This is a genomic window from Streptomyces sp. T028 (assembly GCF_048159505.1).
GTDB lineage: Bacteria > Actinomycetota > Actinomycetes > Streptomycetales > Streptomycetaceae > Streptomyces.
On the sequence record NZ_JBLRVZ010000002.1, the window covers coordinates 113,578 to 126,526 of the forward strand.

Below are 12,949 nucleotides of genomic sequence, written 5' to 3' on the forward strand. Positions count from 1 at the left end.
CCCCGGTGATCGATCATCGATACTTGCTAGTAACGTGCACGATCGGAGCAGGCCGACCGGGACCCGGCAGACCTGTCACGGGCAGAGTCAGCGTGAGCGTCAGCGAAGGGGACGATGTGACGGACATCGAACGCGTCGGAGTCGTGGGCTGCGGCCAGATGGGAGCGGGCATCGCCGAGGTCTGCGCCCGCGCCGGACTCGACGTCAAGGTCGCCGAGACGACCGGCGAGGCCCTGGAGTTCGGCCGGACCCGGCTGTTCGGCTCCCTGGCCAAGGCCGCCGAACGCGGCAAGATCACCGAGGCGGAGCGGGACGGGACGCAGGCGCGCCTGAGCTTCACCACGGACCTCGGCGAGTTCGCCGACCGCGACCTCGTCATCGAGGCCGTCGTGGAGAACGAGCAGGTCAAGACCGAGATCTTCCAGGTCCTCGACCAGGTGGTAACCCGCCCGGACGCGATCCTGGCCTCCAACACCTCCTCCATCCCGCTGGTGAAGCTGGCGGTCGCCACCTCGCGGCCCGACCAGGTCGTCGGCATCCACTTCTTCAACCCGGCCCCCGTGCAGAAGCTGGTCGAGCTGATCCCGGCGCTGACCACCTCCGAGGGGACGCTGAGCCGGGCGCAGCTGTTCGCCGAGAAGGTGCTGGGCAAGCACGCGATCCGCGCCCAGGACCGCTCCGGCTTCGTCGTCAACGCGCTGCTGATCCCGTATCTGCTGTCCGCGATCCGGATGTTCGAGACGGGCATCGCCAGCCGCGAGGACATCGACAACGGCATGGAGATGGGCTGCGCCCACCCGATGGGCCCGCTGAAGCTGTCCGACCTGATCGGCCTGGACACGGTCGCCTCGGTCGCGCAGTCGATGTACGACGAGTACAAGGAGCCGCTGTACGCCGCTCCCCCGCTGCTGGCGCGGATGGTGGACGCGGGCCGGCTGGGCCGTAAGACCGGCTCGGGGTTCTACACCTACTGATGACCCACCGTGTTCGGTACGGGCCCGGCGCTCCGCGGAGTGCCGGGCCCGTCCGTTTCACACACCGTGTGCGGGCCGGGCCCGCATATGCCGCGCGCACACGCTCCCCACCGGCCCACCAGGCGAGTTGACTCACCATGCACATGCAGGGATGTGAGACGACTACGGAAAGGAGCGGACACGTGACCGCCGATCCCGAGCATCCCGTCGTCCATGGAGAACTCGCAGAGTTACGTCGCCGGCTCGACGTGGCGTACGCCCGCGTCGAGGGCGGGCTGGCACTGATCACTCATCGCGCCGAGGAGACCGCCAAGGAGCTCGACGACCTGAACACCCGCATGGCCACGCTGGAACACGCACGCTGGCCGCTGCCCTCCCTCGCGGTGCTCGCGGCGCTGGGCGCGCTCGTCGTGACGCTGTGGCAGGCGCTGGCCCGCTAGGGCCTGTCCTGGTCTCCCGTCAGCCTCAGATGGTGCAGGAGCATTAACGCGGCCGCCATGTTGGCGGCCGGGACCTCCCCCCGGGCGACCAGGTCGGGTACGACCTTCAGGGGGACCCACTCCCGGCGGTCCGACTCGAAGTCGTCCACGGGGTGTCCCACGTACTCGCCCCGGTCCGACCAGTAGATGTGGTGGACGGCGTCGGTGAGACCGTTGGACGGTTCCACGCTCATGAGGTGGTGCAGGGGCCCCGGCCGCCAGCCGGTCTCCTCCTCGAGTTCCCTGGCGGCCGCGCGGGCGATGTCCTCGCCGTCCTCGACGACCCCCGCCGCGAGTTCCCAGCCCCAGCTGTCGGTGATGAAGCGGTGGCGCCACAGCAGCAGGACCTCGTTCGCCTCGTTGACCACCGTGGCCACGGCGACGGGCCGCAGCCGTATCAGGAAGTGGTCCAGGTGCCGGCCGTCCGGCAGCTCCACATCGGCCAGGTTGACGCTGAACCAGCGGTTTTCATACACAGTTCGTTCGTTCTGCTTCGTCCACTGCACGGTTCTGCCACCTTCCGTCGGGTGAGTGGCAATATCGCAGCAGGGACTGTGGACCGCCCCAGAGGTCGGAAGCTGAGGTCTACAGCGGTACGCGCAGTGCTCCGTCGATGAGTTCGGCCGCGTCGGACGTGCCGGCGCAGCCGCTGCGCACCAGATGTTCGCGTACCGCCCGGAGTCTGTCGCGCAGCCGCTGGGACTCCATCCCCCTGGCCTGTTCGGCCATCTCGACGGCGGTGACCACGGCCTTGTCGGCGTGGCCCTGGCGCAGTTCGATCGTGCTGAGCATGGCGAGCCGGTGCACCCGGCCCCGGTCGTGCGCGGGCGTGCCCACGGCGGCATGGGCGTGCTCGGCGGCCGCGGCGATCTCACCGAGGCTGAGCAGCGCCTCCGCCACCTGGACGTTGACCAGACCGGGCTGGACATAGCCGGTCTCGTCGGGTTCGACCCCGCGCCGGATGCGTTCGGCGGCCGTCTCCGCCCGCCGGATGCACGACAGCGCGCTCGTGCCGTCGCCGAGGTGGGCGTACGCCTTGGCCTGCATCGCGTACAGGTCGGAGGAGAGAGCGGGCGTGATGTGCTTGCCGGCGGCCCGCAGCGCGGCCTCCGCGAAGGCCACGGCCTGCCGGTACTCCCGCATGAACAGCGACTGGTTGACGAGGAGCGCGATGACGTACGCGCCAAGTCCCCGGTCTCCGCTGGCCTTTGCGAGCCTGAGTGCCTGGTGGAAGTAGCGCTGGGCGAGGCCGTGCGCATCGGAGTCGTACGCGCAGATCCCGGCGACCGCCACCAACCCGCCCGTCGCACGGTGCAGTTGACGCCCCGTCTCGTCGGTGTAGCTGCCTCGCAGCAGGGGCGCGGCCTCGGCGTTGAGGAAGCCGACGATACGGCTGCGGGTCGCGATGCCGCCCGCCTTGCGGTACATCTGCTCGTAGTGGGTGCGGGCGGCGCGCAGCATCTCGAGGTCGGCGGAGGTCACGCGGTGCCGGCCGCCCCGGGATACGTCGACGTCCTCGGGTGGGTTCTCCCACTCCCACACCGGCATCACCGCCGGGGTCCCGGTCACGGCGGGCGCGCCGAGGAGGTGCGGGCGCTGCTGCTCGTCGGAGCGCCAGAGCGCGGTGGCCCGCTCGACGAAGCCGGAGAGGGAGGTGCCGTGCGGGGCGGACGGCTCGCCCGGTACGCCGAGGCCGATGTCGTCGAGGGTGACCGGCCGGTGCAGACGCCCCGCGAGGACCTCGCAGATCAGGTCGGGCACCTGGCCGCGCGGCCGCTGTCCCTTCAGCCACCGGGCGACCGCCGTGTGCTCGTAGCGCAGGGCCAGTCCGCGTGCTCGTCCTGCCTGGTTGACGTGGGCGGCGAGGCCCGCGTGCGAGATGCCCGCCTCGTCCAGGATCGCGTCGAGCAGAGTGTTGGGCTGCATTGGGTGCCCCCCGGTGCCTCGGTGCGCCCAGGTTAGTGGGTGCGTCTTCACACGGGGTGTGAAGAGAGTGCGCGCATCCGCACCGTGTGCGCGCTGTCGCGCAGAGTTTCCGCCCGGTTGACTGAAACGCCTCGAAAGAGGTTCGCCGGGCCGTCGGCTCCCCCTCACATACGCGACGGCCCGGCGGTGCGCCGTGATGAGGGTGCCTTGTCGGGTGCGGGTGCGTCGTGGTTGTTCGCGCCCGCGCGGCGGAGCCGCTGATGTCACAGCCCCGCGCCCCTGAAAGCGCTTGAGTGCAGCCCACCGAGGGGCGCGGGGAACTGCGCGACCAGCCGCAGTCCACCCGCACCCGGCGAACGACATCAGCCCCGCAGGACCGCTCCCGTCCGCTCCCCCGCGAGGGCAACCGCCGCATCCCGAGCGGCCGAAGCCTCGTCGACCGTCAGCGTCCGGTCCCCCGCGCGGAAGCGCAACGCGTAGGCCAGCGACTTCTTCCCGTCACCGAGCTGCTCGTCGTTGACGTACACGTCGAACAGCCGGATCCCCTCCAGCAGTTCACCCGCGCCCTCACGCAGCGCGGCCTCGACCTCGGCGTGCGGGACGAACTTGTCGACGACGAGGGCGACGTCCTGCGTGGCCACGGGGAACGTGGAGATGCTCGGCGCCTGCGGGGTGTCGTCGCCGACCGCCTCCAGGACGTCGAGGTTCAGCTCCATCGCGCAGCTGCGCGCGGGCAGACCCAGCGCCTTCAGCACCCGGGGGTGCAGCTCCCCCGCGTGACCGACGACCCGCTCCGCACCGTCGACGACGACCGCGAACTCGGCGCAGCGCCCGGGGTGCCACGGCCCGTACTGGCCCCTCCGCACGATCAGGTCGGCACCGGCCTCCCGCGCGACCGCGCGCCCCGCCTCGACGGCGTCGGCCCAGTCGGCCGGGCGGCCCTTGCCCCACCAGCCGGCCTGCTCGCGGGCGCCCGCGAGGACGACGGCGACATGGCGCGGCTGCTCGGGCAGGACGGCGTCGATCGCCGCGATCTCCTCGTCCGACGGACGGCGGTCGACCGGCAGGTGACCGGCGACACCGGCGCCCTCACGCGGGTGGAAGACCAGTCCGGTTTCGAAGAGGGCCAGGTCGTGGCTGCCCCGGCCGTCGTTGCGCCGGAGCGCGGCCAGCAGGCCCGGCAGCAGCGACGTACGGAGCGCGGGCTCCTCGTCGTTGAGCGGGTTGGTGAGCCTGACGACGCGGCGGTCCGGGTCGTCGGGGTCCAGGCCGAGCTGGTCGAAGACGCCTTCGCCGATGAACGGGTAGTTCGGCGCCTCGACATAGCCGGCGCCGGCCAGGGCGCGGCCGACGCGGCGGTGCAGGCGCTGGCGGTGGGTGAGACCGCGGCCCGACGGGGGCTTGGGCAGCGTGGAGGGCAGGTTCTCGTAGCCCTCCAGGCGGATGACCTCCTCCGCCAGGTCGTTGATCTCGGCGAGGTCGGGCCGCCAGGACGGGACGGTGACGATCAGCTCGTCCTGCCCGTAGACGTCGCAGCCGATCTCCTGGAGGCGGCGGACGACGGTCTCCCGCCCGTAGAAGACACCCGCGACCTTGTCGGGGTGGTTCGCCGGGACGGTGATGGTGTGCGGGCCGGACGGGGTGGTGATCTCCGTGACGCCCGCGTCGGCCGTACCGCCCGCGAGCAGCACCAGCAGGTCGACCGTGCGCTGGGCCGCCGCCGCGGCGGCGGCCGGGTCGACGCCCCGCTCGAAGCGGCGGGAGGCCTCGGAGGACAGCTTGTGGCGGCGGGCCGTGCGCGCGATGGACACCGCGTCGAAGTGGGCGGCCTCGATCACCACGTCGCCTGTGGAGTTCCCCCCGTTCTCGAAGGCATCGTGGTCGGCGATCTCCGTGTTGGCGCCGCCCATGACACCGGCGAGGCCGATGGGGCCGCGGTCGTCGGTGATGACCAGGTCCTCGGCGTGCAGCTTGCGGGTGACGCCGTCGAGGGTGACGATCTCCTCGCCCTCTCCCGCCCGGCGGACGCCGATGGTGCCCTGGACCAGCGAGCGGTCGTAGGCGTGCAGCGGCTGGCCGAGCTCCATCATCACGTAGTTGGTGATGTCGACGGCGAGGGAGATCGGGCGCATGCCGACCTTCTGCAGCCGGCGCTTCAGCCAGATCGGGGAGCGCGCCTCGGGGCTCAGTCCGGTGACGGTGCGGGCGGTGAAGCGGTCGCAGGCGAGCGGCTCGGAGACCTGCACCGGGTAGCCGAAGGCGTTCGGCGCCGGTACGTCGAGCAGGGCGGGGTCGCGCAGGGGCAGACCGTAGGCGATGGCGGCCTCGCGGGCGACACCGCGGATGGACAGGCAGTCGCCGCGGTTGGCGGTGACGGCGATGTCCAGGACCTCGTCGACCAGCTCGAGCAGCTCGATGGCGTCCTTGCCGACCTCGGTCTCCGGCGGCAGCACGATGATGCCCTTGGTGCCGTCGTCGCCCATGCCCAGCTCGTCGCTGGAGCAGATCATGCCGTGCGAGGTCTTGCCGTACGTCTTGCGGGCGGCGATCGCGAAGCCGCCGGGCAGGACGGCGCCCGGGAGGACCACGACGACCTTGTCGCCGACGGCGAAGTTGCGGGCGCCGCAGACGATCTCCTGCGGCTCGCCGGTGCCGTTGGCCGTGCCGACGTCGACCGTGCAGAAGCGGATCGGCTTCTTGAAGCCCTCCAGCTCCTCGATGGTCAGCACCTGGCCCACCACGAGGGGGCCCTTGAGGTCGGCGCCGAGCTGCTCGACCGTCTCGACCTCGAGGCCGGCGGACACCAGCTTGGCCTGCACGTCACGGCCGGTCTCGGTGGCGGGGAGGTCGACGTACTCCCGCAGCCAGGAAAGCGGGACCCGCATCAGATCTCCATCCCGAAGGGTCGGGTGAACCGGGTGTCACCCTCGACCATGTCTCGCATGTCTTCGACGTTGTGGCGGAACATCAGCAGCCGTTCGATGCCGAAGCCGAACGCGAAGCCGCTGTACTTCTCGGGGTCGACGCCGCAGGCGGTGAGCACCTTGGGGTTGACCATGCCGCAGCCGCCGAGCTCGATCCAGCCCTCGGAGGAGCAGGTGCGGCAGGGGCGGTCGGGGTTGCCGACGGACTCGCCGCGGCAGACGTAGCACACCATGTCCATCTCGGCGGACGGCTCGGTGAACGGGAAGAAGTTGGGCCGCAGCCGGGTCTTGATCCCCTCGCCGAACAACGACTGGACCATGTGGTCCATGGTGCCCTTGAGGTCGGCCATGGTCAGGCCCTCGTCCACGGCGAGCAGCTCGACCTGGCGGAACACCGGGGTGTGCGTGGCGTCCAGCTCGTCGGTGCGGTAGACGACGCCGGGGCAGATCACGTAGACCGGCAGCTCGCGGCTGAGCATGGAGCGGATCTGCACGGGCGAGGTGTGGGTGCGCAGCACGACACCGGACTCGGTGCCGCCGTCCGGGCCCTGCACGAAGAAGGTGTCGGCCTCGCCGCGGGCCGGGTGGTCGGGGCCGATGTTGAGGGCGTCGAAGTTGAACCACTCGGCCTCGACCTGCGGGCCCTCGGCGACCTCGTAGCCCATGGCCACGAAGATGTCCTCGATGCGCTCGGAGAGCGTGGTGAGCGGGTGGCGGGCGCCGGCCGGGACCCGGTCGTACGGCAGGGTGACGTCCACCGCCTCCTCGACCAGCACCCGGGCGTCACGCTCGGCCTCCAGCTCCTCCTGGCGGCCGGAGAGCGCCTTGTTCACCGCGCCCCGGGCCTGGCCGACCAGCTTGCCGGCGGCCGCCTTGGCATGCGGGGGCAGCGCGCCGATCTCGCGGTTGGCGAGGGCCAGCGGAGAGGTGCCGCCGGTGTGGGCGACCTTGGCCTCCTGGAGCGCGTCGAGGGAGTCCGCTGCGGCGAAGGCGGCGAGCGCCTCGTCCCGCATGCGCTCGATCTCTTCCGGTTTCAACGCCTCGACCTCGACAGGGTCGTACGACTTATTGGGTGCCGACATCTCTTCCCGTGCTTCCGATTAGCTGGCGGATGGTCCCCGTCACCGGCTCATGGACAGTGCTCTTGGCCAGTGCGTCTTGGTTTTCGGGACACAAAGGTGCCAAAGGCCGAGTCTAACGGGGTTGAGGTATACGAAGAGCCCGCGGGCCGTCAGGCGAGATACGCCGGGGCGCCCACAGGCAACGTAAATCGAAACTCGGCGCCGCCGCCGAGGGCGCGGCCGACTGTGATGGTGCCGCCGTGGGCTTCGACGATGCCCTTGACGATGTACAGCCCGAGGCCCGTGCCGCCGCGCTTGCTGCCCCGCCAGAAGCGGGTGAAGACGCGGTTCATGGACTCCTCCGGGATGCCGGCACCCTCGTCGCTCACGGTGACCGACGTGCCGGTGTCCTCCCCTTCCCGGGGGGACGCGGCGGGCGTGACGTCAATCGTGACGGTTCCCTCGCCGTGGCGCACCGCATTTTCGATCAGGTTGCTGAGCACCTGGTCGACCTTGTCGGGGTCGGCCCACAGAGCGGGCAGCGGCTGCTCGAGGCGGAGCAGGAACCGGTCGGCGGGCTGCCCGGCGGCGACGTAGGCCTGGATGTGCCGTCCCACGGCCGCGCCTATGTCGACGGGCTGGCGCCGCACCTCCAGCCGCCCGGAGTCGATCCGCGAGATGTCGAGCAGCTCGGCGATGAGCCGCGTCACCCGGTCGGCATCCGCATCGACGGTCTCCAGCATCAGCCGCTTCTGGTCGTCGGTGAACCGGGCCCATTTGGCGAGCAGGGTGGCGGTGAAGCCCTTGACGGAGGTGAGCGGGGAGCGCAGTTCGTGGGCGACGGTGGCGATCAGCTCGGCGTGGCTGCGCTCGGTGCGGCGGCGGGCCTCGGTGTCGCGGACGGAGACGACGACCCGGCGGACGGGTCCGGTCGGTTCGGTGCGGACGTACCGCACGGTGACGAGCACCTCGCGGCCGCCGGGCAGCAGCAGATTCCGCTCGGGCTGCCCGACCCGGATGGCGAGCCCGCCGTAGGGGTTCGTGAGCTGCCACCAGCGGCGGCCTTCGAGGTCCTCTAACGGCAGGGCCTTCTCCAGCCGCTGCCCGAGGGCTTCCCGCGCCGGTAGCGAGGTGATCCGGGCGGCGGCGGCGTTGAAGCAGATCACCCGCCCGTGCTCGTCGGCGACGACGAGCCCGTCGGGCAGGTCGTCGGGGTCGATGCCGAGTTCGGCCAGGTCACCGGCAGGCTGGACCGCTTCCGGTGCGCTGCTCGTGCCGACACTCATCCCCGTACCTCACCTCCCGTCCTCCCAGAGGAGGCCCCCCGAGCTCGTCACCCTACTAGCTCTCGGTGACGGAGCGGCACCCTCCGGAGGCGCGCTGTGCACGGGCCGATGCGTAGAGACATACGGCCGCGGCGGTCGCCAGGTTCAGGCTCTCGGCCTTCCCGTGGATCGGGACGCGGACGACGGCGTCGGCGAGGGCGCGGGTCTCCTCCGGGAGCCCCCAGGCCTCGTTGCCGAAGACCCAGGCGGTGGGGCCGCCCATGGTTCCCTTGTCGAGTTCGTCGTCGAGGTCGTCCTCGCCCGCCCCGTCGGCGGCGAGGATCCGCACTCCGGCGTCCTTGAGCCCCGCCACGGCCCGCTCGACGGGCACGCCGACGGCGACGGGCAGGTGGAACAGCGATCCGACGGAGGCGCGGACGGCCTTCGGGTTGTACAGGTCGACGGACGCGTCGGTCAGTACGACGGCCTCGGCGCCGGCGGCGTCGGCACACCGCAGGACGGTGCCGGCGTTCCCTGGGTCCCGCACATGCGCGAGCACGGCGACGAGCCTGGGCCGGGCGGCGAGGATCTCCTCGAAGGGCGTGTCGACGAACCGGCAGACCCCGACGAGCCCCTGCGGGGTGACGGTCGTCGAGATGTCGGCGATGACCTGCTCGTCGGCGAGATGGACGCGGGCGCCGACGGCTCGGGCCTCCCCCACGATGTCGGCGTACCGCTCCGCGGCCTCGACGGTGGTGAACAGTTCGGTGAGGGTGTCCTCGCCGTACGCCGCCGCCTCCCGTACGGCCTGCGGGCCCTCCGCGAGGAACAGTCGCTCCTTGCCCCGGAAGTTCCGGCGCGCGAGCCGGCGGGCGGCGGAGACGCGGGGGGAACGGGCGGAGATCAGCTCGGGGCTGGCGGGGGGCATGTTCTGGTTCACCTTCGGTATCCGTACTGCCGGAGGACGCTCACCGGCGCTGGCGGGGTGCCGCTGCGCCCACCCGTGCCGCCCCATCGGCACGACTGCCCGCAGCGGCGGCACGTTTTCGGGCAACGCAGCTGCAACCCCCCAGGGGCGCGGGGAACTGCGCGATCAGCCAACGACTGTCCGCAGGCGAACGACTGCCGGTGGGTGTCAGCAGCAAAGGACCCGCAGGCGTGAAACCTGCGGGTCCCCGGTCACGTCGACTCAAAGCCAGCGCAGCGTCACGCGGCCTTGGGCGCGTTGACGTCCGCCGGCAGCGCCTTCTGCGCGACCTCGACGAGCGCGGCGAACGCACCCGCGTCGTTCACGGCGAGCTCGGCCAGGATCTTGCGGTCGACCTCGACGTTCGCGGCCTTCAGACCCTGGATGAAGCGGTTGTAGGTGATGCCGTTGGCGCGGGCAGCGGCGTTGATGCGCTGGATCCACAGCTGACGGAAGTCGCCCTTGCGCTTCTTGCGGTCGTTGTAGTTGTAGACCAGCGAGTGGGTGACCTGCTCCTTGGCCTTGCGGTACAGGCGCGAACGCTGACCGCGGTAGCCGGAAGCCTGCTCGAGGATCGCCCGGCGCTTCTTGTGGGCGTTGACTGCCCGCTTGACGCGTGCCACTTGTTAACTCCTTGTAGCGGGGCCGTGGGTGTCGTCACACGGCCCGGAATCGATGGGGTCCCGGTCCAGACGTACGGCGCTCACGCAGAGCGCCGCGTACGTCACTTGCCGAGAAGCTTCTTGATCTTCGCGGCGTCGCCCGGGGCCATCTCGGCGTTGCCGGTGAGGCGACGCGTCACTCGGGACGACTTGTGCTCGAGCAGGTGGCGCTTGCCGGCGCGCTCACGGAGCACCTTGCCGGAGCCGGTGACCTTGAAGCGCTTGCTGGCACCGCTGTGCGACTTGTTCTTCGGCATAGCGCCGTTCTCTCCTCGTCGGTGGCGCTCCGGTGCCCGGTCGTGAAACCGGGCACGGGGTGGAGCGTCGCTGCTGTATGGGTTGCGTCCAGGGGACGTACGTCCCTCGGATCACGCCTCGGCGGAAGCCTCGGCAGGGGCCTCGGCGGTCTCGGTGACCTCGGCGTCGGTGATCTCGGCGTCCGCGGGGTTCTGCGAGCGGCCGGGGTTGGCCTTCGCTTCTGCCTTGCGGGCCTCCTGCGCCTGACGCGCCTCGGCCATCGCCTCGGTCTTCTTCTTGTGCGGACCGAGGACCATGATCATGTTGCGGCCGTCCTGCTTGGGGTTCGACTCGACGAACCCGAGCTCCTGGACGTCCTCCGCGAGGCGCTGCAGCAGTCGGTAGCCCAGCTCGGGCCGGGACTGCTCGCGACCACGGAACATGATCGTGATCTTGACCTTGTCGCCCTGCTTGAGGAACCGGACGACGTGACCCTTCTTGGTGTCGTAGTCGTGCGGGTCGATCTTCGGCCGGAGCTTCATCTCCTTGATGACCGTGTGCGCCTGGTTCTTGCGCGCCTCACGGGCCTTCATGGCCGACTCGTACTTGAACTTCCCGTAGTCCATGAGCTTGCAGACCGGCGGGCGGGCGTTCGCCGCGACCTCGACCAGGTCCAGGTCGTACTCCTGCGCAAGCTCCAGTGCCTTGGCCAGGGGGACGATGCCCACCTGCTCGCCACTGGGACCGACAAGTCGCACCTCGGGAACGCGAATCCGGTCGTTGATGCGGGGCTCGGCGCTGATGGATCCTCCTCGGTAGCACCACGCGAGCGTCTGGCGGACGGCCGCGTAACGTCTGTGTCGTTAGACCTGTAACCACGCCGAAGCACAAAAAATGCCCCGAACGATCACATGCGGGGCTCCAAGCACTACCGGAGCACCGTCGCGATGGATCGCGGGGCGCACTACCGGGCGACTCCATCGTCCGTACGGAACGATGGCGGCCGCCTGACCGGATGACCCGCCGTCCCGGAGGACAGTCGGGTGGGAGCTCGGAGTCTCCACTTGTGGGCCGGGCCCGCCTGCTGGGTGGCACGCGTGTCCGACCGGTCGTTAATCGAGATTAGCAGCCCGTGCCGGGAAGGGCGAATCGAGCCTAGGTGCGGGGGCCCGGCGGCCTGCGCCTATCGTGTGGGGCATGAGTGAGACCTCCCCCGCCGGCTCCCCGGACCCCGCCTCCGCCGACTTCGACGAGATGACCCGCGACATCGCCGAGGTCCCGGCCGTCGAGGTGATCGTCACGGTCGCCGTCAACCTGATGAGCGCGGCCGCCGTGAAGCTCGGACTGACCGAGGAAGGCGACAAGTACAAAGACCTGGACGAGGCCCGCAAGCTGGTCACGGCCCTCGCCGGGCTGCTGGACGCGAGCGCGACCGAGATCAGCTCGTTCCACGCGGCCCCGCTGCGCGACGGCCTGAAGTCGCTGCAGCTGGCGTTCCGCGAGGCGTCGATCGTCCCGGACGAGCCGGGCCAGGGCCCGGGCGAGAAGTACACCGGGCCCGTCTACGGCTAGTCGTCCGTCGCGGCTGGTCGTCTGTCTGCGGCTGGTCCGCCCGGTCGGGCCGGCTCATCCACGTACGTACAGGGGCTCGCCCGGAGGCGTGGTCCCGGCCGGCAGGAGTGCCAGGTCGAGGCCGCGCACCAGGCGGGCCCTCAGTGTCTCGTCGGCGGCGAGGCGGCCGGCCACGGCCCGGGCGGCCTCGGCGGGGGCCGCGGCCGGATCGAGGACGAGGGCGAGGGTGCCGTCCGCCTCCCCCGGCCCGAGGTACGCGCCGACCACGGCGGACTCGGCGGCCACCGCGGCGCGCACCGCTTCGCGTACGGCCGGATCGGCGAGCGGATCGGTCGTCGTACGGCCCTCCGCGAGCGCCAGCAGCGCCGGTCCCGTCAGTTCGAACGCCACCGGCCCGGCCATGTCGAGCACCACGGTGTCCGCCTTCTCGTGCGCGGCGGCCCGCAGCGCCTGGTGCAGGGGTACGGCGACGGGGCGCGCCGCCGGGTCCCAGCGGGCCAGGGAGTCGGTGGACGTGAAGGCGGGCAGGGCGGTGCGGCCGCCGGCCTTCAGGGTGGGGACGGCCATGTCGCTGGTCTTCTCGCGGCGCAGCCCGTTCTCGTCCACCTCGACCTCGCCGAGCACGGCGACCACGGGGACGAGCAGCCGGGTACCCTCGAGGGCCTCCAGGACGGGGCCGACGGCGGTGCGGTCCTCGGCCCAGGCGGCGAGCGCCGCGCTCAGCCGGGGGTCGGCGGAGCCGTCGTCGTCGGAGTAGCCGGGGTCGGGAATGTTCTTGTTCGCCACGGTCACCGACCTTATCGGGGGGATGCTGCTGGGCTTGTGCGGGGTCCGAAACGCGGCGGAGACAGCTTTCACAGGATTCTCAGCCTCCGCTGACGT

General features: G+C 71.1%; 13 protein-coding genes. 3 read left to right on the forward strand and 10 right to left on the reverse strand.

The window, feature by feature from the left end:
• Positions 1-116 precede the first annotated feature (116 nt).
• Together ACLZN2_RS02045 and ACLZN2_RS02050 are read left to right on the forward strand one after the other, a co-directional pair.
• Positions 117-974 (forward strand): 3-hydroxybutyryl-CoA dehydrogenase, encoded by an 858-nt coding sequence (locus ACLZN2_RS02045; protein WP_416976631.1) that lies wholly within the window; start codon positions 117-119, stop codon positions 972-974.
• Positions 975-1,156: 182 nt separating this feature from the next.
• Positions 1,157-1,414 carry a hypothetical protein gene (locus ACLZN2_RS02050; RefSeq protein WP_416976564.1) on the forward strand — a complete coding sequence of 86 codons (258 nt, stop codon included), beginning with the start codon at positions 1,157-1,159 and terminating at the stop codon, positions 1,412-1,414.
• Here ACLZN2_RS02050 and ACLZN2_RS02055 read toward each other — a convergent pair.
• From ACLZN2_RS02055 to infC, 9 genes are all read right to left on the reverse strand, one after another.
• The gene (locus ACLZN2_RS02055) at positions 1,411-1,959 is read right to left on the reverse strand and encodes an NUDIX hydrolase (protein ID WP_416976565.1); all 549 of its coding nucleotides are present in this window, start codon (positions 1,957-1,959) and stop codon (positions 1,411-1,413) included. The genes ACLZN2_RS02050 and ACLZN2_RS02055 overlap by 4 nt on opposite strands.
• 79 nt (positions 1,960-2,038) lie before the next feature.
• Complete coding sequence (locus ACLZN2_RS02060; RefSeq protein ID WP_416976566.1) at positions 2,039-3,379, reverse strand: transcriptional regulator; 1,341 nt, start codon at positions 3,377-3,379, stop codon at positions 2,039-2,041.
• Positions 3,380-3,741: 362 nt separating this feature from the next.
• The gene (gene pheT, locus ACLZN2_RS02065; protein WP_416976567.1) at positions 3,742-6,264 is read right to left on the reverse strand and encodes a phenylalanine--tRNA ligase subunit beta; all 2,523 of its coding nucleotides are present in this window, start codon (positions 6,262-6,264) and stop codon (positions 3,742-3,744) included.
• Positions 6,264-7,385, reverse strand: coding sequence for a phenylalanine--tRNA ligase subunit alpha (gene pheS, locus ACLZN2_RS02070; RefSeq protein ID WP_416976568.1), 1,122 nt, complete (start codon positions 7,383-7,385; stop codon positions 6,264-6,266). The genes pheT and pheS overlap by 1 nt, the downstream gene beginning before the upstream one ends.
• Positions 7,386-7,534: 149 nt before the next feature.
• Positions 7,535-8,650, reverse strand: coding sequence for an ATP-binding protein (locus tag ACLZN2_RS02075; RefSeq protein WP_416976569.1), 1,116 nt, complete (start codon positions 8,648-8,650; stop codon positions 7,535-7,537).
• A gap of 55 nt (positions 8,651-8,705) precedes the next feature.
• Positions 8,706-9,557, reverse strand: coding sequence for a TrmH family RNA methyltransferase (locus ACLZN2_RS02080; protein WP_416976570.1), 852 nt, complete (start codon positions 9,555-9,557; stop codon positions 8,706-8,708).
• Positions 9,558-9,835: 278 nt separating this feature from the next.
• Positions 9,836-10,219, reverse strand: coding sequence for a 50S ribosomal protein L20 (gene rplT / locus ACLZN2_RS02085; protein ID WP_055492778.1), 384 nt, complete (start codon positions 10,217-10,219; stop codon positions 9,836-9,838).
• Between the two features lie 101 nt (positions 10,220-10,320).
• On the reverse strand, positions 10,321-10,515 hold the full coding sequence (gene rpmI, locus ACLZN2_RS02090) for a 50S ribosomal protein L35 (protein WP_004933563.1): 195 nt from the start codon (positions 10,513-10,515) through the stop codon (positions 10,321-10,323).
• Between the two features lie 111 nt (positions 10,516-10,626).
• Positions 10,627-11,298 carry a translation initiation factor IF-3 gene (gene infC, locus ACLZN2_RS02095; protein WP_416976632.1) on the reverse strand — a complete coding sequence of 224 codons (672 nt, stop codon included), beginning with the start codon at positions 11,296-11,298 and terminating at the stop codon, positions 10,627-10,629.
• Positions 11,299-11,692: 394 nt separating this feature from the next.
• Here infC and ACLZN2_RS02100 point away from each other — a divergent pair, with 394 nt between their 5' ends.
• A complete protein-coding gene (locus ACLZN2_RS02100; protein WP_055638854.1) occupies positions 11,693-12,067 on the forward strand; it encodes a DUF1844 domain-containing protein in 375 nt (124 codons plus the stop codon).
• A gap of 54 nt (positions 12,068-12,121) precedes the next feature.
• On the opposite strand, the gene ACLZN2_RS02105 is transcribed toward ACLZN2_RS02100, so the two are convergent.
• Positions 12,122-12,853 (reverse strand): SseB family protein, encoded by a 732-nt coding sequence (locus ACLZN2_RS02105; protein ID WP_416976571.1) that lies wholly within the window; start codon positions 12,851-12,853, stop codon positions 12,122-12,124.
• Positions 12,854-12,949: the final 96 nt, after the last annotated feature.

Bases quoted from the DNA above. Each gene is read 5' to 3' on its own strand.
- rpmI (WP_004933563.1), bottom strand. From the start codon at position 10,515: ATGCCGAAGAACAAGTCGCACAGCGGTGCCAGCAAGCGCTTCAAGGTC.
- ACLZN2_RS02075 (WP_416976569.1), bottom strand. From the start codon at position 8,650: ATGAGTGTCGGCACGAGCAGCGCACCGGAAGCGGTCCAGCCTGCCGGT.
- pheT (WP_416976567.1), bottom strand. From the start codon at position 6,264: ATGCGGGTCCCGCTTTCCTGGCTGCGGGAGTACGTCGACCTCCCCGCC.
- ACLZN2_RS02060 (WP_416976566.1), bottom strand. From the start codon at position 3,379: ATGCAGCCCAACACTCTGCTCGACGCGATCCTGGACGAGGCGGGCATC.
- ACLZN2_RS02080 (WP_416976570.1), bottom strand. From the start codon at position 9,557: ATGCCCCCCGCCAGCCCCGAGCTGATCTCCGCCCGTTCCCCCCGCGTC.
- pheS (WP_416976568.1), bottom strand. From the start codon at position 7,385: ATGTCGGCACCCAATAAGTCGTACGACCCTGTCGAGGTCGAGGCGTTG.
- ACLZN2_RS02100 (WP_055638854.1), top strand. From the start codon at position 11,693: ATGAGTGAGACCTCCCCCGCCGGCTCCCCGGACCCCGCCTCCGCCGAC.